This is a genomic window from Moraxella sp. CTOTU48717 (assembly GCF_032057165.1).
Lineage (GTDB): Bacteria > Pseudomonadota > Gammaproteobacteria > Pseudomonadales > Moraxellaceae > Faucicola > Faucicola tetraodonis.
Genome location: NZ_DAMBBC010000006.1, coordinates 1 through 19,834, shown reverse-complemented (window position 1 = coordinate 19,834; position 19,834 = coordinate 1). Strand labels below are relative to the sequence as shown.

At 47.4% G+C, this 19,834-nt stretch carries 16 protein-coding genes; 4 read left to right on the top strand and 12 right to left on the bottom strand.

What is annotated here, in order from left to right; all coding sequences use genetic code 11:
- The first annotated feature begins 361 nt into the window (after nucleotides 1–361).
- Genes cysM through RT084_RS05025 form a run of 3 tightly spaced genes read left to right on the top strand, consistent with a single transcriptional unit; the run spans nucleotide 362 to nucleotide 2,895 of the window.
- Nucleotides 362–1,285 carry a cysteine synthase CysM gene (gene cysM / locus RT084_RS05035; protein ID WP_138018196.1) on the top strand — a complete coding sequence of 308 codons (924 nt, stop codon included), beginning with the start codon at nucleotides 362–364 and terminating at the stop codon, nucleotides 1,283–1,285.
- A gap of 39 nt (nucleotides 1,286–1,324) precedes the next feature.
- The gene (locus tag RT084_RS05030; RefSeq protein WP_138018195.1) at nucleotides 1,325–2,194 is read left to right on the top strand and encodes a 3'-5' exonuclease; all 870 of its coding nucleotides are present in this window, start codon (nucleotides 1,325–1,327) and stop codon (nucleotides 2,192–2,194) included.
- Nucleotides 2,191–2,895, top strand: coding sequence for a fumarylacetoacetate hydrolase family protein (locus RT084_RS05025; protein ID WP_203171206.1), 705 nt, complete (start codon nucleotides 2,191–2,193; stop codon nucleotides 2,893–2,895). Before RT084_RS05030 ends, RT084_RS05025 begins: the two co-directional genes overlap by 4 nt.
- 81 nt (nucleotides 2,896–2,976) lie before the next feature.
- Here the strand turns inward: RT084_RS05025 and RT084_RS05020 are convergent, their stop codons facing one another.
- Complete coding sequence (locus tag RT084_RS05020; protein WP_312384907.1) at nucleotides 2,977–5,943, bottom strand: insulinase family protein; 2,967 nt, start codon at nucleotides 5,941–5,943, stop codon at nucleotides 2,977–2,979.
- Nucleotides 5,944–6,238: 295 nt separating this feature from the next.
- Between RT084_RS05020 and RT084_RS05015 the strand changes: the two genes are divergently transcribed.
- Nucleotides 6,239–7,252, top strand: a complete 1,014-nt coding sequence (locus RT084_RS05015; protein ID WP_312384904.1) for an adenosine kinase — start codon at nucleotides 6,239–6,241, stop codon at nucleotides 7,250–7,252.
- A 96-nt stretch (nucleotides 7,253–7,348) separates the two neighbouring features.
- On the opposite strand, the gene RT084_RS05010 is transcribed toward RT084_RS05015, so the two are convergent.
- The 11 genes from RT084_RS05010 to RT084_RS04960 all read right to left on the bottom strand — a co-directional run bounded on the left by RT084_RS05010 (nucleotide 7,349) and on the right by RT084_RS04960 (nucleotide 19,413).
- Nucleotides 7,349–8,524, bottom strand: coding sequence for an isovaleryl-CoA dehydrogenase (locus RT084_RS05010; protein ID WP_312384902.1), 1,176 nt, complete (start codon nucleotides 8,522–8,524; stop codon nucleotides 7,349–7,351).
- Between the two features lie 16 nt (nucleotides 8,525–8,540).
- Complete coding sequence (locus tag RT084_RS05005; RefSeq protein WP_312384900.1) at nucleotides 8,541–9,473, bottom strand: hydroxymethylglutaryl-CoA lyase; 933 nt, start codon at nucleotides 9,471–9,473, stop codon at nucleotides 8,541–8,543.
- Nucleotides 9,470–11,554, bottom strand: coding sequence for an acetyl/propionyl/methylcrotonyl-CoA carboxylase subunit alpha (locus RT084_RS05000; protein WP_313097844.1), 2,085 nt, complete (start codon nucleotides 11,552–11,554; stop codon nucleotides 9,470–9,472). Before RT084_RS05000 ends, RT084_RS05005 begins: the two co-directional genes overlap by 4 nt.
- Before the next feature lie 110 nt (nucleotides 11,555–11,664).
- Nucleotides 11,665–12,459 carry an enoyl-CoA hydratase/isomerase family protein gene (locus RT084_RS04995; RefSeq protein WP_313097841.1) on the bottom strand — a complete coding sequence of 265 codons (795 nt, stop codon included), beginning with the start codon at nucleotides 12,457–12,459 and terminating at the stop codon, nucleotides 11,665–11,667.
- Between the two features lie 102 nt (nucleotides 12,460–12,561).
- Nucleotides 12,562–14,178, bottom strand: coding sequence for a carboxyl transferase domain-containing protein (locus RT084_RS04990; RefSeq protein WP_312384894.1), 1,617 nt, complete (start codon nucleotides 14,176–14,178; stop codon nucleotides 12,562–12,564).
- 88 nt (nucleotides 14,179–14,266) lie between these two features.
- Nucleotides 14,267–16,003 carry an AMP-binding protein gene (locus tag RT084_RS04985; RefSeq protein WP_312384893.1) on the bottom strand — a complete coding sequence of 579 codons (1,737 nt, stop codon included), beginning with the start codon at nucleotides 16,001–16,003 and terminating at the stop codon, nucleotides 14,267–14,269.
- Nucleotides 16,004–16,436: 433 nt separating this feature from the next.
- Nucleotides 16,437–16,832, bottom strand: coding sequence for a hypothetical protein (locus tag RT084_RS04980; RefSeq protein WP_312384892.1), 396 nt, complete (start codon nucleotides 16,830–16,832; stop codon nucleotides 16,437–16,439).
- A gap of 29 nt (nucleotides 16,833–16,861) precedes the next feature.
- Complete coding sequence (locus tag RT084_RS04975) at nucleotides 16,862–17,227, bottom strand: SirB2 family protein (protein ID WP_062333276.1); 366 nt, start codon at nucleotides 17,225–17,227, stop codon at nucleotides 16,862–16,864.
- Between the two features lie 89 nt (nucleotides 17,228–17,316).
- Complete coding sequence (locus tag RT084_RS04970) at nucleotides 17,317–17,652, bottom strand: BolA family protein (protein ID WP_284034896.1); 336 nt, start codon at nucleotides 17,650–17,652, stop codon at nucleotides 17,317–17,319.
- Between the two features lie 203 nt (nucleotides 17,653–17,855).
- Nucleotides 17,856–18,311, bottom strand: a complete 456-nt coding sequence (locus RT084_RS04965; protein ID WP_007116215.1) for a DUF441 domain-containing protein — start codon at nucleotides 18,309–18,311, stop codon at nucleotides 17,856–17,858.
- A gap of 277 nt (nucleotides 18,312–18,588) precedes the next feature.
- Nucleotides 18,589–19,413, bottom strand: a complete 825-nt coding sequence (locus tag RT084_RS04960; RefSeq protein ID WP_409418419.1) for a M48 family metallopeptidase — start codon at nucleotides 19,411–19,413, stop codon at nucleotides 18,589–18,591.
- Nucleotides 19,414–19,834 lie beyond the last annotated feature (421 nt).

Sequence of the window (19,834 nt, the reverse complement as noted above, 5' to 3'; positions counted from 1 at the left end):
AGCCTAATTTAGGCATCAGATTTTTTATCAGGGTTTTGGGGGATAGTGTTTCATTTTATAGGATTTTAGCCAATTTTGCTTGTGTAGCTAGGGTTTTTGTCGCAAGTAAATTTTTGACAAGTCTATACCCCAGCAAAAAATCGAGATAAAATCAGATGGGGTGGCGGTGGAAAATGACTGGCACAATAATCATGATTCGCCACTGACGGGTGATACGAATTTTGCTAAACTACGCGCGCAATCCAAAAAATTTACTGTTAAAAAAACTAATCAACGCTAGCTAATCTATAAGCTATACTAAATTTCGTCTACTCAAAACTCGTATTATCAAAAGTTCATGGCCAAAAACTAAGGTTGTCTTATGACCCACAATAATTTCATCACTGAAACCAGCACGCTCAATGACTGCATTGGACATACACCACTGGTCAAGCTGGCGCGATTTGCACCGCAAACCGACCAAGGTACAGCCACACTGCTTGCCAAACTTGAAGGCAACAATCCAGCGGGCTCAGTGAAAGACCGCCCTGCCTATAACATGTTTTATCAAGCGGAAAGGCGTGGCACTATCAAGCCAGGCGACACCATCATTGAGGCCACCAGTGGCAATACAGGCATCGCCCTTGCCATGGTCGCGGCAATGCGCGGCTATGCCATGACGCTGATTATGCCTAGCAACTCTACCCAAGAGCGTAAAGACGCTATGGCAGCGTATGGGGCGACATTGATTGAAGTCGATAACATGGAGTCGGCACGTGACCTTGCCCAGCAAATGCAGGCAGAAGGTAAAGGCATCGTACTCGATCAGTTTAACAACCCTGACAACAAACAAGCGCATTATCTGACCACAGGTCCTGAGATTTGGCAGCAAACCAATGGCACGATTACCCACTTTATTAGCTCAATGGGGACCACAGGCACCATCATGGGCGTGTCCAAATACCTAAAAGAACAAAACCCAAACGTGCAAATTATCGGTTTACAGCCCGCTGAAGGTGCTAATATCGCAGGAATTCGTAGATGGCCAGCCGCTTATTTGCCAAAGATTTTTGAGCCAAGTTTGGTGGATAGGGTGATGGACATCGATCAGCACGATGCGGAAGTGTTTATGCGTAAGCTTGCCCGCGAAGAAGGGATTTTTGCGGGGGTATCATCCGGTGGTGCGGCGTGGGCAGCGTACCAAATCGCTAAAGAACACCCGGATGCGGTGATTGCATTTATCGTCTGTGACCGTGGCGATCGTTATCTATCAACAGGGTTGTTTGGTGTTAAAGATGACGCTTAATACCCAATAACCTAAAGCAGAAACTAACAAGGAAGTATTATGGCTACGCCAGCGCCGATTTTAGTATTTGATATCGAAACCATACCCGATGTTGCCACAGGCAAGCGGCTATACCCTGAGTTGGCTGGGTTATCGGATAACGATGCCATGACCAAGCTTATGGCACTGCGTGAGCAAGATGTTGGGCATCCTTTTATGCCCCTGCCCTTGCACCAAATCGCTTGTCTTTCGGTGTTGTGGGTCGCGGGCGGCAAAATGACCCTCAAATCGCTGTCGCTGGCTGACCATAGCGAAGCGCAAATGATTCAAACCTTTTTTAATGCCATTGAAAAAAATCCGTTGTTGGTGAGCTGGAATGGCAAGGGCTTTGATATACCCGTCATGGTGTATCGGGCGTTACAGCATGGTCTAACCGCGCCCAAGCTGTTTAGCCAAACCGGTGAGATGAGATACAACAACTATATCAACCGCTATCATGACCGTCATACCGATTTGATGGTGAAGCTTGCCATGAATAGCACGTCGCAAAAACTTGATGTCGTGGCATCCTTATGCGGCTTTGCAGGCAAGCAAGCGTTGGACGGCTATGATGTGGTGCCTATGGTGCAAGCAGAGGCATGGGATAAGCTCACTACTTATTGTGAAAGTGATGTGCTTAATACTTGGCTGATTTTTTTGCGCTACCAACGACTCACGGGACAATTTTCAGCGCAGCAAAGCGAGCAATGGGAGTCCACCACCCGAGACTATCTGCAATCGTTCACTAATCAAGACAATAGCCTGCGCCATGATAAATTTTTGCAAGCGTGGCAACCTGCTAGCAATTTAGCCGCTGACCAACGTGTCACTGATATCGCCATCACCCAGCTATCATCTGATAACCCAACCACCCAAGTAGAATCACCATGAATACGATTTTTCCACCCAGCCAAGTGGTGGCACTGCCCATCCATCAATCTGAGCAAACCTTTCCTGTCCGCCGCGTGTATTGCGTGGGGCGCAACTATGCCGACCACGCCCGAGAAATGGGTAGTGACCCAGACCGTGAGCCGCCATTTTTCTTCTGTAAAGCCGGTGACAGTGAGTCGATTATTGCAGTTCGACCCGATAGCGTTGCCCAATTGCCTTATCCGACTAAAACGCAAGCGCTACATTATGAAGTAGAATTGGTAGTTGCGATTGGCAAAGCGGGCGCTAATGTGAGTGTGGCAGAGGCACATAACTTGATTTTTGGCTATGCCGTGGGGCTCGACATGACGCGCCGCGACTTGCAAAACGTCATGAAGCAAAACGGTCGTCCGTGGGAGATTGGCAAAGCGTTTGACTATTCGGCACCCATTGGCGAAATTTATCCCGTTGCTAGCGTTGCTGAGATACAACAAGCAAATATTTCACTGGCGGTGAATGGCGAGCCCAAACAACAAGGCAATATCAATCAGTTAATCTGGAATGTGGCAGAGACCATTGCCAATTTATCTGAGTTTTTTGAGCTCAAAGCAGGGGATTTGATTTTTACAGGGACGCCAGCGGGCGTCGGTGCGGTGGTCAAAGGCGATACCATCCTCGCGCAAATTGACGGACTGGGTAAAATTGAGTTGCTGGTTGTGTAAAACTTCGAGTATAAAAGATGAAAAAAGGCGCTAATAACAGCGCCTTTTTTATTAAGACGATTAATTTTATTGTTACGTTTGTTATAGCACTTTTTCAATCTGAAAACCCATCTTTTGCATGAGTTCAGCTTTATCAAACGGCGCAAGGCTGGCACGAGTAAATGGCTTGTCTTTGAGGTAGGTGGTTGTTACCCGCTGTAAATCATCAAGGCTGACCGCCAAGATTTTGGCACGCATCGCTTGTTGCCAGTCTTTGCCGCGACCATGCAACTCAGCAAACAGTGCCTTGACCGCTTCACCCGCAGGACTTGCGGGCTTATCCATGCCTGCCATCAATCCTAAAATCGCTTCTTCAATCCAAGCATCGGTTTTTTCGCCTGTGGTTTGCGCCAGTAACCAATCAATACTAGCCAAAAAATCATCAAACGTGGCTTGGTCACGTGGGTCACGGTAGCTATAAAACTTGAAAGAGCAAGCATTGCTATCATAGCTCGCCCCGCCGCCATACGCCCCGCCTTGCTCACGAATGGTACGATGCAGATAGTTGTTGCGTAGCACGCTTGAGAGCACCATCAAGGCAGGGGCATCGGGATGGTTGGTCGGCACGGCGTCAAAGACAAGCGCATGATGAAATACATTGGTTTGCGCAAGCCACGCGATATCGCTACCGTCAGTGGTAATGGGCGATTCGATTAAAGTAGCGGTAGGCTCTTCAACAGGCGTTTGCCAGCTCTCGCTAATTGCTTGCTGCAGCGTCGGTAATACCTCTGCTTCGGCGATGATAAGTGCTTGTTTTGGCAGGGCTTTGATGTAGCGATGTAAATTGGCTAAGCGCTCTCCCAGCTTTTGCCACGCACTGCTATCTTGCTCCGCTTGCTGCAAAAATTCAGTTAAGCTATTTAATGCAGGCAAACCACCGCGTACATATTCAAGACGGGCGATTTTACTGGTGTTACGGCTCGCTGTTTGCATGGCATACGCATGACCTGCATTGGCAAGGCGCGATTGCCAGCCCATTTGTTTTTGGGTCAGTAGCTCTTCCATCCGCGCATATTCGGTAAAAATAGTGTCGTTGAGTACTTCTTTAAGCAGCTCAATCGCTTCAAATTTACGTGACAATGAGCGGGTAGCGACCACCAAGAAGCTATCCATTTTTTCGGGATTGTCAGGTGACGTGCGCTGGCTGATTCTGACCGTCACACCGCTTGAATGGCGTGCTTGCCGCGCTTGAAATGCCAAGGCATCGTGTTTGCACGTGCCCACTTCGCTGATCAAGCTCAGATACGTTGGTAAATCTGAGTGATTGATGAGCGCTTCATGACCCTCTAGGGGCATAATCACTTGATAATAGTACAGACCATTGGTGCCTGCTTCATATTCATACAACGTACTTGGCACACCACTTAAAGTGATATCGCGTTTTGTACCTGTTTTAAATTGAATTTGGGCAGGAATATCCACCAATCCCACTTTGGGTAGCAAATCCACATCATCAGGCGTAGCTTGGCGTTCGGCAAGGGCTTTGGCTTGGGTGATGAGCGCATTACGCGTGTCATCGGTCAGTGCCGCTGCGATGGTGTCAAGTTTGGCTTGCTCATCCTTGGCTTGTTGCTCAGATTTGCTCGCATCAGGGATGAGTGTCAAACGCACGCGATGCGGATTGTCGAGCAAAAAGCTGCGAATCAAATCGGCGATAAAATCAGGATTTTGTACTTGTTCACGTAGCCAGTTTAGGTTTTCATCGATGTCCCACACATGCATGGGGTCACCGTCGTGGATAGCAGTACTAAAGCCTTCAAGCATCAAATTTAGACCATATGGCATACTATCGCCACCGATATGACGTTGGTCGATTTCGATTTGGTGCAAAATGGTTTCAATCGCTTCACTGTCCACAGGCTGGTCCGCCACTTGTTTGAGTAAGTCCAAAATTCCTTGCTCAATGGCATCGCCATGCTCAGGCTCAGAGCCACGAACCCCGGCATAAAACACCATCTGATAATGGCTGTCATCCAAGCCCAGTAGCGGCGTTGGGGCAGATGCCAGCGGATGGCTATCAAGATACGCCCGCAGCGGCGAACCTGCATGTTCAACCAATACGCCTTCAAGTAATCGCATAGCCAGGCGCTGTTTACCGTCTAAAATCGATGGTAATAACCATGCCATGACGTGATGGGTTTGTTTGGGTTTCACCGTATCGACACTGTAAGTGTCCGTCACGCTGATTGGCGCGGTCAATGATTCTTCGAGTCGTGAGGCGTGTTTTTGCCCTTTAGCAAACGCTTTGCCTGACACCGCCAATGCATCCTCATGGATACGGGCTTGGGTCTCTGCCACAGGGATATTGCCAAAGCTCATCACCACTGCATTGCTTGGGTGATAGTGACTTTGATGAAACTTGACCAAATCAGCATGAGTCAGCTCGGTAATGGCAGCGGGCTCACCGCCAGAATTGTAGTGATAAGTGGTTGTGGGGAATAAATGACGCGCCAGCGTATGATACAACTGGTCAATCTCGCCACTCATCGCGCCTTTCATTTCATTAAATACAATGCCTTTATACTGTGGTTTGCCGTCATCATCAAGCTCCACACGAATCCCTTCTTGGGCAAAATCGAGCGGATTTAAACTTGGGAAAAATGTCGCATCTAGGTACACCGACAACAAGTTAAAATAATCTTGACGGTTTTGGGTGGCAAACGGATACGCCGTCCAATCTGCCGCGGTAAACGCATTCATAAACGTATTGAGCGACCGCTTAATCATGCTAAAAAACGGGTCGCGCACGGGATATTTTTCAGAGCCACATAGACTGGTATGCTCCAAAATATGCGCCTCACCGCGGTCGGTCATCGGCTGGGTGCGAAAGCCAATCATAAAGGCATTTTCATCACTCGGGTGGGCGAGGTGATAATGAATCAACCCAGTGGCGTTATGCTCGCTCACCAGCACATCAAGCGATAGCGCATCGATGCGCTCATGAGAGCGTAGGGTAAAAGCAGGGTGCAGGGTCAAATCTAAAGTAGAGTCGTGAGAAGTTGCGGGCATGAAGTTACCTGTGTGTCATAATAATATTTGTCAGAATTTATCAGCAAAACCAACGATAAAAACAAACAGAAAGTATAGCAGTTTTGTCGGATTTATTTTGAGTTAAATGGGGTCAAAACCTGCTTTATAAAGGCAAAAAAACACAGATACTACAGATACTACAGATAATACAGCGCCACTCATTTGCCCGTGTTAGCCAATTTTCAGATATTAACTTTGACAGTTTTAATTTACAATGACACCACGTTGAATTTAACTCATCTATTTTTTCCAAAATCGTTAAAAAGGAACCACAATGGCAAAAATCGTCGCCATCGGCAATGCGTTAGTCGACAGTGAATTTGTCGTCACTGATGCACAGCTTAACGCCACAGGCTTGACCAAAGGCAACATGACCCTAGCCAGTCACAGTGAGCAAGCTGACCTCATCGCCTCGCTCACCACGCAAAATATCACCGCGACTAAACAAGCCGGTGGCGGCTCGGCTGCCAACAGTATCTATGCCGCTGCAAGCCTCGGTAGCGATACTTTTTACGCTTGCCGAGTAGGCGAAGACGAGGCAGGGCGTTTTTATTTGGCTGATTTAAATGCCGCAGGTATCAAGACATCTACCAAGTCATTTGCTGATGGTACCACAGGTAGCTGTATGGTGATGGTGACCCCAGATGGCGAGCGCACCATGCAAACACATTTGGGCACTTCAGCAGAAATCAGTGAAACCGATATTGACTTTGATGCGCTCAATGATGCTGATTGGTTGTATCTTGAAGGTTATCTTGCCATGTCACCCTCAGCACAACAGGCGATTGCTCAGCTAAAACAACAAGCCAAAGCCAAAGGCGCTAAAATCGCGGTCAGTTTTGCCGACCCTGCCGTGGTCAAGTTTGGTCGCGAAGGACTTGATGTCATGCTAGAAGGTGGCGTGGATGCGGTGTTTTGTAACTGTGATGAAGCGCAGCTATTTACCAACCAAACCAGTCACTCGCAAGCCGCAGCAGCGTTATTGTCAGTCGCCAATATGGCAGTGGTGACCAATGGTGCAGCAGGGTCAATCGTTGCCGTGCGAGACGATGTTTCACGTGAAACAAAATTGATTGACGTGGCATCGCTAGCCGTTGACCAAGTGTTAGATACCAATGGGGCAGGGGATAATTTTGCGGGCAGTTTTTTATATGCGCTATCGCACGGTCATGCGTTGGCAGATTGTGGCAAATTAGCCAGTAGCGTCGCAAGCCAAATTATTCAGCAGTTCGGACCCCGTCTCAAACCGGCGCAATACCAAGCGATTTTACAATCAACCTTAACATAGCGCACAGCTGATAAGGCGGATTTTGACAACCTATTTTAACAATCTAATAAAAAAGCCCTAGTTTTAGCTAGGGCTTGTGCTGACAAATCTAATCAATTAAGCGGTTTCGTTGAACAGCTCACGACCAATCAGCATGCGTCGTACTTCGCTGGTACCTGCGCCAATCTCATATAGCTTGGCATCACGCCAAATACGACCCAGTGGATACTCGTTGGTATAGCCATTGCCGCCAAAGATTTGGATACCTTCCCCTGCCATCCAAGTGGCTTTTTCCGCTGTCCACAAAATCACGCTGGCGCAGTCTTTACGCACTTGGCGCACATGGTCTGAGCCTAACATATCCAAGTTTTTGCCCACGGTGTAGAGAAAGCTGCGCCCTGCCTGTAAGGTGGTGTACATGACCGCCACTTTACCTTGAATCAACTGGAATTCACCGATGGCCTGACCAAATTGTTTGCGATCGTGGATGTAGGGAATGACATTGTCCATCACCGCTTGCATCAGCCCAATGGGACCTGCAGCCAGTACCGCACGCTCGTAGTCCAAGCCACTCATCAATACTTTAACGCCGTTGTTAAGACCACCCAGAATGTTGTCGCTTGGCACTTCGACATTGTCAAATACCATCTCGCCTGTGTGGCTACCGCGCATACCGAGTTTGTCGAGTTTTTGCGCAGTATAAAAGCCTTTCATGCCTTTTTCTACCAAAAACGCGGTGATGCCTTTTGCTCCAAGCTCTGGGTTGGTTTTGGCGTACACCACCATCACATCGGCATCCGGTCCATTGGTAATCCACATTTTTGAGCCGTTTAATACATATACGCCACCTTTGTCTTCGGCACGTAGTTTCATGCTGGTGACATCTGAGCCGGCACCGGGCTCACTCATGGCTAAGGCGCCGATGAATTCACCGCTGATGAGTTTTGGCAAGTATTTTTGTTTTTGGGCTTCTGTGCCGTTGCGTTTGATTTGGTTGATACATAAATTGGAGTGTGCGCCATAGCTTAGCGCCACTGAGCCTGATGCGCGGCTGATTTCTTCCATCGCCACCATGTGCGCCACATAGCCCATGTCCACGCCGCCGTAGGTTTCGGGTACAGTGATGCCATGCAGCCCAAGCTCGCCCATTTTTTGCCACAGGTCCATCGGGAATTGGTCGGTGCGGTCAAGCTCGGCAGCGCGTGGGGCGATTTCGGCATCGGCAAAGGCTTTGACGGTTTCGCGTAGGGCGTTGATGTCATCGCCAAGTTGGTAATCGAGTCCTAAGTTCATAGTCATTCCTTGTTTATTAACTGACTGTTAAAGATTTACGTTTATTTAAAATCGCTGTTGCCACCTTTGAGCCGTTTTGTCTGCCCAAAAACGCGCTGATTTTTTGTCCGACATCGACCAGTTTGTCGAGGTCAATGCCCGTTTCAATGCCCATGCCATGTAGCAGATATACCACATCTTCAGTGGCAACATTGCCGGTTGCGCCTTTGGCATACGGACAACCGCCAAGCCCTGCTACCGAGGTATCAAACTGCCAAACACCCATTTGTAATGCCGCTAAAGTATTGCTAAGCGCTTGACCATAGGTGTCGTGAAAATGCCCAGAGATATTGTCAATGTCAATATAACGCAAGGCAGCATCCAACGCTTTTTGCACCATGATAGGTGTGCCCACGCCGATGGTGTCAGCAATACCAATATGTTCAGCGCCAATGGCAACGAGTTTTTCTGTCACATAGGCGACTTTATCGGCTGAAATATCGCCTTCATACGGGCAGCCCACGGTACAAGAGATGACGCCGCGCACTTTGATACCATGCGCTTTGGCGGCATCAGCCACCGAGGCAAAACGCTCGATACTCTCAGCGATGCTACAGTTGATATTTTTTTGGCTAAAAGCTTCACTCGCTGAGCCAAAAATCACCACTTCATAATTGGCAAATTGGTCACGATGGGCAAGGGCGGCATCAAAGCCTTTCATATTGGGTGTCAGCACCGAATAGACCACGTCATCACGTTTGACAATGCCGTTTAATACGGCATCATTGTCCGCCATTTGTGGCACCCACTTTGGCGACACAAAGCTGGTGGCTTCAAGCTTGCGCACGCCTGCATTAATCAAGCCGTTAATCAACTCGATTTTGACGTCGCTGGGTACGGTTTGTTTTTCGTTTTGTAGTCCGTCTCTTGCGCCCACGTCGATGATTTTGACAAAGTTTGGATAGTTCATGATTGGCTGCCCGTATCAAGTTTTAATAGCTCATCGCCATCGGATACCAAATCCCCTGCTTTGAACAGCAACTCTGCCACCGTACCATCACTAGGGGCATTGATGGTATGCTCAATCTTCATGGCTTCAATCACTGCCAAGGCTTGACCTTTTTTCACTTCATCGCCCACATTGACCCGAAACGCCACCACTTGACCTGGCATGGGCGATTTTAAGCTACCGCCATTTTGGGGCTCGATGCCCACATGCGCCATGCTATCCACCAAGGTGATGACATCGCTGGCATGATTTGAGAACACATATACTTGCTCATTGTGTCGCCATGCCTGCATCTGTTGGCGCTTACCGGCTGTTTCTCCGTCACTTAGCCATAGCGTGAAGGTATCATCGGCACTGGGCAAATAACGAACATCGCCTTGATAGATGGGCGTGACAACGTCCGCGCCTTGTTTTTCCGCTTTGGCAATGGTGTTAATCGTTAGATGAAATGCTTGCCCATTGATTTCACTTATCACCGCCCGCAATGGCTTGTCGTGATACACCAAATCAAACGGACGCTCATAGTGGCTATACGCGCGCCATGCGTCGGTTTTGCTAAAGGGGTCGTGGTTTTGGGTTTGCGCTTCTTGTGCAAGCTCTTTGACAATCGCGGTGGCTACTAACCAAGGTAGTTCACCACGCTGCTGTCCAAACAGTACGTCTTTTTCACGTTCAATCAATGCGGTGTCAAGATTGGCATGTTTGAACGAATCTGATTGCACCACGTGACGCAAAAACGCCACGTTGTTGGGCAGACCGACAATACGGGTTTCTGCTAAAGCTTTGTCTAGTTTGGCAAGCGCTTGCTCACGGGTTGGTGCATGGACGATGAGTTTGGCAATCATTGAGTCATAGTAAGGACTGATGACATCGCCTTCGCGTACCCCATCATCCACGCGCACATCCGACATCCTAAACTCGCTGTGAGTTGGCGTGCGATAAACGTTTAGCGTACCTGTGGCGGGCAAGAAGTTGTTGTCTGGGTTTTCAGCATTGATACGTGCTTCAATCGCATGACCGTTGATGGTCAAGTCTGCTTGCTGTTTTGGTAACGGCTCGCCGCTAGCAATACGCAGTTGCCACTCGACAAGGTCAGTACCAGTAATCGCTTCAGTGACGGGATGCTCAACTTGCAGGCGCGTATTCATTTCCATAAAGTAGAAATTCATGCCGCCAAATTTATCTTCGGGTGAACACTCACGTTGCTCTACGATAAATTCAACCGTACCCGCCCCCACATAATTGACCGCTTTTGCCGCCGCTATCGCCGCTGCGCCCATCGCCTCCCGCATTGCCACGCTGACATCGGGGGCAGGGGCTTCTTCGAGCACTTTTTGATGGCGGCGCTGTACCGAGCAATCACGCTCAAATAAATACACATAGTTGCCGTGGCTGTCGCCAAAGACTTGAATTTCAATATGGCGGGGACGTAGGGCGTATTTTTCAATCAATACGCTGTCATTGCCAAAGCTGCTAATGGCTTCACGTTGACATGAGCCTAAGGCATCAATAAAATCTTCGGTTTTTTCAACTAACCGCATCCCTTTGCCGCCGCCACCAGAGCTGGCTTTGATTAGCACAGGGTAGCCAATTTTGTCGGCCTCGCTATGTAAAAAATCAGGGTCTTGGTTGGTGCCATGATACCCTGGAATGAGTGGTACATTGGCCGCTTCCATCAAGCGTTTGGACTCGGCTTTAAGACCCATGGCGGTGATGGCAGACGCAGGGGGACCGATAAACACCAAACCCGCATCCACGCACGCTTGGGCAAATTCGTCGTTTTCACTCAAAAACCCATAGCCAGGGTGAATCGCTTGTGCGCCTGTTTGTTTGGCAGCCTCCAAAATGCGCTCCCAACGCAGGTAGCTGTCTTTGGGCGCAGAACCGCCTATATAAATGGCTTCATCACACACGGCTACGTGCTTGGCAAAGCGGTCAGCGTCGGAGTATACCGCAACGGTACGCACACCCAGTTTTTTGGCGGTGGCTGCCACGCGGCAAGCAATCTCACCCCGATTGGCTATTAAGATTTTTGAAAACATAATCGTCCCTTTTTATTTTTTCAAGACCGCATCACCGCGAATCTAACTTGGCATACTTATAAAATTTGGCTTATAAAATCCAGCTTTTTACCTCAGTTATTTTATCTGCGTCATTCAAGCCAGCTTGGTTTACGTTTTTGCAAAAATGACTGTACGCCTTCTTTACCCTCGGCGGATGCGCGGATATCGGCAATGCCTGCAACGGTATCTTTGATTAACTGCTCATTAATCTCCGCAAATGCCACATCCTGCACCAGTTTTTTACACACCTTGACAGCATTTGGGCTAGCATTGACCAAGTGTTTGACCAAATTATCAAGGGTTTGTGTAAACTCTTCTTCATCCACCCGCTCATGGATAAAACCGATTCTTTTGGCTTCTTTGGCATCAAATACTTCAGCGGTTAAGAAGTACCGATGCGCGGCTCTTGCGCCCATCGCACGAATCACATACGGGCTAATGGTCGCAGGAATCAAGCCAAGTTTGACTTCACTTAAGCAAAAATTGGCGTTTTTGACGCTAATGGCGATATCACAAGCGGCGACTAGACCCATACCACCGGCATACACATCGCCTTGAATGGCAGCGACAGTCGGTTTTGGACAGTGGTAGATGGTGGCTAGCATTTGCGCAAGCTTGCCTGCGTCCGCTAAGTTCTCATCGTGGCTATAATCCGCCATCGCGCGCATCCAGTTTAGGTCTGCCCCGGCACAGAAGGCTTTGCCATTGGCAGTAAGTATCACCGCACGCACTTCGTCTTGCTCAGCGCAAAATTGAAACACATCGGTCAGTTCTTGGATGACCTCGTCATTAAAGGCATTGCGTTTGTCTGGGCGATTGAGGGTAATGGTCGCTACCTGCTGGTCAATGTCTAACAGTAGGCTGTCATAAGTCGGTAATTTCATCGTGTTTTTCCTTTGTTTGTTGGGTAAAGTTGAAGAGTTTTTGATGCTTGCTCAATGGTGATAAAACAAACAACCAAGGCTTCCGATTTTACACGCTGAAAATTACATTCTAAATACACCAAAGGTGGTGTCTTCAATCGGTGCGTTATAAGCGGCACTTAAGCCGAGTGCCAATACTTGACGGGTATCGGCTGGGTCAATCACGCCATCATCCCACAGTCTAGCCGAGGCATAATAGGGATGACCTTGCTCATCAAATTTCTGACGCACTGGCGCTTTGAACGCTTCTTCGTCCTCGCTTGACCAGTGCTCACCTTTGGCATGGTATTGGCTGCGTTTGACCGTTGCTAATACTGACGCCGCTTGCTCGCCACCCATCACCGAGATACGCGCATTTGGCCACATCCATAAGAAACGTGGACTGTAGGCACGACCACACATACCATAGTTACCCGCGCCGAATGAGCCGCCGACAATCACGGTAAACTTCGGCACTTTGGCATTGGCAACTGCCATCACCATTTTGGCACCATGACGGGCAATCCCTTCATTTTCGTATTTGCGCCCCACCATAAAGCCTGTGATATTTTGCAGAAACACAAGCGGAATTTTACGTTTGCAGCATAGCTCGATAAAATGGGTGGCTTTTTGCGCTGATTCGCTAAATAAAATACCGTTGTTAGCGATAATACCCACTGGCATACCTTCAATATGTGCAAAACCACATACTAGCGTCGTGCCAAAGCGTGCTTTAAACTCATCAAACTCACTGCCATCGACGATACGTGCAATGATTTCACGGATATCAAAGGGCTTACGGGTGTCAGTTGGGATGATGCCGTACAATTCTTTGGCGTCGTATTTGGGTGGACGCGGGGTTTTTTGCGCGGTAGCGTGGTGGATGGGTGTTTTTTGTTGGTTTAAATTGCCGATGATGTTGCGCGCCAGTGATAACGCGTGCAAATCGTTTTGGGCAAGGTGGTCAACCACGCCTGACAGACGGGTATGCACATCGCCACCGCCTAAGTCTTCCGCGGTCACTTCTTCACCTGTGGCAGCTTTGACCAGCGGCGGTCCACCCAAAAAAATCGTCCCTTGATCTTTGACGATAATCGACTCATCACTCATGGCGGGTACATAGGCACCACCTGCGGTACAGCTACCCATGACCACGGCGATTTGGGGAATGCCTTCGGCGCTCATATTGGCTTGGTTAAAAAAGATACGACCAAAGTGGTCTTTATCTGGGAATACTTCATCTTGGTTGGGCAAGTTCGCGCCGCCAGAGTCGACCAAATAGATACATGGCAAGCGGTTTTCTCGCGCGATTTCTTGCGCCCGTAAATGTTTTTTGACCGTCATCGGATAGTAAGTGCCGCCTTTGACGGTGGCATCGTTACACACAATCATACAATCAATGCCAGCGACACGACCGATGCCAGCAATCACGCCTGCGGCAGGGATATCGGCATCATACATGCCATACGCTGCCATCGGTGAGACTTCCAAAAATGGCGTACCGGCATCTAGCAAGCGCTCGACACGCTCACGCGGCAATAGCTTACCCCGAGCCACATGTTTGGCGCGAGCAGACGCTGAACCGCCCTGAGCAATGACCGCAAGTTTGGCTTTGAGGTCATCAACGATAGTTTGCATGGCAGCGGCATTGGCTTGAAATTCCGCGCCATTTGGGCTTAATTTACTTTGGATAACCGTCATTGTAAATCCTAATTCTGTCAAAGGGTGCAGCTAAATTGCTATTAGATGCCCTCTGTATTTATGTTAAGTTTTTGCTGAAGTTGAAAATTTAGAGTCCCAATTCTTGTGTCATCGCTTCCACGATTTTGAATTTTTGAATTTTACCCGTGACGGTCATTGGGAACTCGTCGACAAACTTCATGTAAGTCGGTACTTTATAGTGTGCAATGTGATCTTTACAGAAATCACGGATGTCTTGTTCGGTTAAGTTGCTGTCTTTTTTGGGGATAATCCAAGCGGCGAGGACTTCACCAAATTTTTTGTCGGGTACGCCCACGATTTGGACGTCACGGATTTTTGGGTGGCGATATAGGTAGTTTTCGATTTCAACAGGGTAAATGTTTTCACCACCACGAATCACCATGTCTTTACTACGTCCGACGATTTTGACATAGCCTTCTTCGTCCATGGTTGCCAAGTCACCGGTATACATCCAGCCATCGACAATGGCTTCCGCCGTTTTATTGGTGTCATTCCAATAGCCGAGCATGATTGAGTAACCTTTGGTACACAGCTCACCTGTCTCACCGATGTCAAGCGTTTCACCCGTTTCTGGGTTGACGATTTTGACTTCTAGGTTAGGCTGTACCAGACCTACGGTTGAGACTTGTTTTTCAAGTGGCGTGTGCTGGTTGGTTTGACAAGATACGGGCGATGTTTCGGTCATGCCATAGGCAATGGTGAGTTCTTTCATGTGCATTTGGTCAATCACGCGGCGCATGACCTCAATCGGACAGCTTGAGCCTGCCATGATGCCGGTACGTAAAGTCGATAAGTCATAATTGGCAAAATCTGGGTGGTCAAGCTCGGCGATAAACATGGTCGGTACCCCATGCAGACCTGTACATTTTTCGTTTTGCACGGTTTCAAGTACGGTGATGGGGTCAAAGCCATCGTTGGGATACACAATCGTGCCACCGTGGGTCAAGATGGCAAGGTTGCCCAGTACCATGCCAAAACAGTGGTAAAGCGGGACAGGGATACACAGACGGTCATCGGCAGTGAAGCTCATGGCTTCACCGATGAAATAACCGTTGTTCAAAATATTGCGGTGGGTAAGCGTCGCGCCTTTAGGCGTGCCTGTGGTACCACTGGTAAATTGGATATTGATGGGGTTATTGGGGTTGAGCTTTTTGGCACGTTCCGCCACTGCCGGATCATCGGCATCGCCTTCGGCAATCCATGCTGAGAATTTTTGCATATAGCTAAAATCCTCAGTGGACTCTGGGCTATCAATCCAGATGACCCGTTTGAGATTGGGTAATTGCACGAGCTCTAAATTTTGGTAGCTTTGGTGACGCGCTTCAGGTGCAAGCTCTTGCAGCATCACCGCGTAGTCGCTAGATCTGAAGTGGCGCATCAATACCAGCACTTGGCAGTCGACTTTGTTGATGGCGTATTCAAGCTCAAAGATACGATACGCAGGGTTGATGTTGACCAATATGATACCGGCTTTGGCTGTCGCCAATTGCATGATGACCCATTCAACGTTGTTGTGTGACCAAATACCCACGCGATCGCCTTTTTGTAGACCCATACGAATCATGCTGCTGGCTAGCTGATTGACTTTACGCTGTAGCTCGCGGTAGGTGAGACGAATGTTTTGGTGAGCAGAAATTAAGGCGTCTTTATCGGGGTGTTGTTCCACCATCTGATCAAAAAAATCACCAATGGTCAATTCTATCAGTGGCGTGACCGGTCCTTTATCATAGCTTTGGGTGAGCGGGGCGTTGGCAGATTTTGCACCCATTACGATGCGTGGCAGGTTTAGCACGTCTTTGGTCATGGTAGCATCCTTACTATCGTGTTTTTTATCGTGTTTTTCTATCGTTTTTTTGGGATGTTTACTAAAGGTATTGACGAAAGCTAGTGAAAACTTCGTGCTTACCTGAGTAAAAATTTTTACCCACTGATTAATACCCAAGTATTCCTTGACTTAAAGTATTGTTATAAAACTCATTTCAATTCATTTTTTTTAAAATTTTTACTGTGTTGAACCATCAATATGTGACATATTAATCAATAAATTATGAACTTGTCAATCTAAAACGAGACAATCTTTATCGAAATAAAAATTATCTTTAGGCTAAAAAAATATTCAATAAGTATTCAATGACACTTACTACCCCTAAGCCAGCCACTGATTTGGCTGACCATAAAAAAACCCATCTCACTATGTAAAGATGGGTTCTACACTCAACAGGATAAAATGGGATAAATTATTTTTCGCTATAGAGTTTGATGCCGGTAGCAAAGGGGCATTGTTTTAAACGAGCGGCTTGTACCATCGCATCACGTTGTCCCATAGCAATCGATAGATTATGACGGTTGCCGCCATTGATTGAGCCTAAGCCGACACTCACGGTAGGATAAATACCATGGCGATTGCCCGATACGCCAATCCCAATGCCTGAAGCCTGCAAACCGGTGCGCTGATTGGCATTGGCATCAATGTATTGATTGACCCGTGTGTACTCATTGGCAAGCGCAACACAGTCATAGCTTTGGTAATTGTTGGCGGATACGTATTCAGGGGTAGGCGTGGTCATACACCCTGTCAAACCTGCCGTAGTGGCAGTCGCTAAAAGTATTGAGATAGCTAATTTTTTCATCATCCTACTCCCTTATCCTAATTGCTTTAGCCTTAAAATAGGTTGAGCGGTTTCACAAATGCCAACGTCAAAATACCCATATAGGCAATAAAAGCAATCAACATACCTATTTTGGCTTGATTGGGCGTAGTGGTCTGGCGCGTGGCTTTGACAGTCGCTGATATGGCAACAATGAGTAACACTATCTTGGCAATCAACCAATGCGGTACTATACCTGCGCCAAATAATGGCATCGCTGTCACCGCGCCTGTCAAAATCACCAAGGCATACATCACGTGGGCGCCGATTTTGGCAGATTTTGGCAAGCCTTGTCCTTTTGGTGCGGTAAATACCAACACAGCTTGCCACAAGAATAAGGCAATTAAAATCAATGCCATCAGCATATGTGCGTGTTTCATACATCAACCTTTTTTATCATAATATAGCGTAAATTAACTCAAGAGGTCTGTGGTTTTAGCTTATGTTGACACTCTTTTTTATCTGTATATTACCCTGCGTTTTGTCCTGCGCAATTGGGACTTTCGGGAGATTGTCCAACCGCTTGCCATTCTGCTTGTGTATAAGCATGAATTGAAAACGCGTGAATTTGCCCACCGCCTTGTGACAGTAACGCATGGATAAGTCCATATACCAACTGATGACGCTGTAACAAGCGTTTGCCTGCAAATGCCTCACTGACAATGGTCAGTTTAAAATGGGTTTCTTTGCCTTCAAAATAGCCAGCATGGCGCATCGACTCGTTTTCTAGCTGATAGACACTGGGCTGTAACGTTTGCAAACGCGCTGTCACGGCATCGGCAATCGGGGTAGCAAGTTGACTCATGTCGTCCTCGGTTCACTGATTTTATTCATCAAAAATGGGTAGTCAATGACAAACCTAACTGGTCACCACTTACCGCATTTTAGCCATTTTAGCATAGTTTTAAGGTAGCCTAATCTATCAAATTGGCTCGACTGGCAAAAATAATCTTGTGTCAATACCGCTCAAATTTTCTCTATGTTTGATGGCTCACTAGCTTCTATGGCTCACTTGGACCAATATAGCAAGGATAAAATACCCGCGGCAATTAACGGACCCACCGCCACCCCGCGAAACAATACCACCCCTGCTACTGTGCCAATCATCAGCCCCGTGACCACGTTGGGGTCAACTTTCATTAAATTCACCCCTCTTGCGCCCAGCCAAGTCACTAGCAATCCCACAGCGATGGCCAATAATGAGCGCCAACTGGCAAAAGAGGTCATCAAGGCTTTGCTACTGACTTGCTCGGAGGCGATAGGCGCAATGACCGCAATGGTGAGCAGCAAAATACCCAAGTTGAGTCCATATTGTTGAATATAAGAAAAGATAGGTTGGTTGTTGGGTAAAAATTTGATGATAATTAGCGCAGTCGCACTGACCCAAATCGTGGGATTGTGCACAAAAATACCGCAGCCCAAAATGACGAACAAGACTAGCAAATTAATATCAAGCTGATTCATGGATTTACCCTATAGCTGTGACCAAACGCTTATTATGCCACTGACAATGCCGCTGTGCTGTTGAGATATTTAAAAAACTTCAATCAATCGGTTTTTTGACAACTTGTTAGGCTTGCTAGATAAATTGATGAGTAGGTAAATTGTTGAGTAAATTGATGCGCAATGGATTATTGTGGATAAGCAAAATTTTAATCGATCCGTTATTTTGATTACCAAATTTGCTCACTAAAAAAGCCAATATCAACTGCATATTGGCTTATAGCATACGAAGTTAAAATTAACGGTAACGGCTTTGTTGGTACAACGGCATCACACGTGGCAATAATGATTGAATAGTGGCAATACGTGTTGAGCTCACCGGGTGGGTACTTAAAAACTGAGGTGGCTCGCCGCGACCGCCCGCACTCTGCATTTTACGCCATAGGCTAACTGCTGCATTAGGGTCGTAACCTGCCCGTGCCATCAACTCTAGCCCCATCAAATCAGCTTCCGTTTCTTGAGTACGGCTATTGGGACGGGAAATACCCAAATCCCCAGCTAAGCCTGCTAACTGCGCCTGACCTTGAGATAAACCTAATACACTTGCGGCAATACCAATCCCTGTTTGGGTCGCCACGTCACGCGATAGACGCTCACGGGTATGCTCACGCAATGCATGCGCCATCTCATGACCCATAATCGCAGCAATCTCAGCATCGGTTAGATTCAAGCGATCGATAATACCTGAGTAAAAGACAATTTTACCGCCGGGTAATACGTGTGCATTGAGCTCATTACTTTTAATGACATGCACTTCCCAAGACCATTGTCTTGCATCGCTGCGATAGGCACCTGTCTGCGCAATCAGACGCTGAGAAATTTTCTGTAAACGCGCCAATTGGGCAGGATTGGTATCAAGCAGACCTTTGGCACGGGCGGCGGCAATTTCTTGTTGAAAAGCTTGATTTGAAAGTTGTTGCACCTGCTGATCGGATACTACCAACAACTGATTACGGTCGACGCCAATCGCCCCAGTATCAGTGGTGGTCGAGCAACCGGTGACAGCTACTGCAATGACGGATGCCGCCAAACTTGGCATCATAAGTTTTTGTGAAATTTTCATCTTATCGTTATCTCCAAATACAGCAAAAAGGACCAAGAGAAATAGCAAGTTTAAACGCATTATAGCGAAGTCATTAAAAAACAATCTGCTGAGATTTGCAGTAATTGCGTAACGATAGATACATGGTGTGTTTCAGAGTGTGATAAAAAAAACTAATAATTATGGTTAGAAAGGGAAAAGGTCATACGAGAATAGACATTTAAAAAAGCTATTTCTCAATAAAACCCAGTAAAAACAGTTAAATTTAAAAAAAACGTATTTTTTTGAATTTTTTTTGCAAAAATGCTTGACGCCGTATTAAAAATCCTTATAATACGCATCCACAACGACGCAACAAACATTCAAAATTGCTAGTTGACCACCTAATGCGGGAATAGCTCAGTTGGTAGAGCACGACCTTGCCAAGGTCGGGGTCGCGAGT

Coding starts and splice junctions, on each gene's coding strand:
- RT084_RS04985 (WP_312384893.1), bottom strand. CDS start 16,003: ATGACCAAAGACGTGCTAAACCTGCCACGCATCGTAATGGGTGCAAAA.
- RT084_RS05015 (WP_312384904.1), top strand. CDS start 6,239: ATGGCAAAAATCGTCGCCATCGGCAATGCGTTAGTCGACAGTGAATTT.
- cysM (WP_138018196.1), top strand. CDS start 362: ATGACCCACAATAATTTCATCACTGAAACCAGCACGCTCAATGACTGC.
- RT084_RS04970 (WP_284034896.1), bottom strand. CDS start 17,652: ATGAGTCAACTTGCTACCCCGATTGCCGATGCCGTGACAGCGCGTTTG.
- RT084_RS05005 (WP_312384900.1), bottom strand. CDS start 9,473: ATGAACTATCCAAACTTTGTCAAAATCATCGACGTGGGCGCAAGAGAC.
- RT084_RS04980 (WP_312384892.1), bottom strand. CDS start 16,832: ATGATGAAAAAATTAGCTATCTCAATACTTTTAGCGACTGCCACTACG.
- RT084_RS04975 (WP_062333276.1), bottom strand. CDS start 17,227: ATGAAACACGCACATATGCTGATGGCATTGATTTTAATTGCCTTATTC.
- RT084_RS04990 (WP_312384894.1), bottom strand. CDS start 14,178: ATGACGGTTATCCAAAGTAAATTAAGCCCAAATGGCGCGGAATTTCAA.
- RT084_RS05030 (WP_138018195.1), top strand. CDS start 1,325: ATGGCTACGCCAGCGCCGATTTTAGTATTTGATATCGAAACCATACCC.
- RT084_RS05020 (WP_312384907.1), bottom strand. CDS start 5,943: ATGCCCGCAACTTCTCACGACTCTACTTTAGATTTGACCCTGCACCCT.
- RT084_RS04995 (WP_313097841.1), bottom strand. CDS start 12,459: ATGAAATTACCGACTTATGACAGCCTACTGTTAGACATTGACCAGCAG.
- RT084_RS04960 (WP_409418419.1), bottom strand. CDS start 19,413: ATGAAAATTTCACAAAAACTTATGATGCCAAGTTTGGCGGCATCCGTC.
- RT084_RS05025 (WP_203171206.1), top strand. CDS start 2,191: ATGAATACGATTTTTCCACCCAGCCAAGTGGTGGCACTGCCCATCCAT.
- RT084_RS05000 (WP_313097844.1), bottom strand. CDS start 11,554: ATGTTTTCAAAAATCTTAATAGCCAATCGGGGTGAGATTGCTTGCCGC.
- RT084_RS04965 (WP_007116215.1), bottom strand. CDS start 18,311: ATGAATCAGCTTGATATTAATTTGCTAGTCTTGTTCGTCATTTTGGGC.
- RT084_RS05010 (WP_312384902.1), bottom strand. CDS start 8,524: ATGAACTTAGGACTCGATTACCAACTTGGCGATGACATCAACGCCCTA.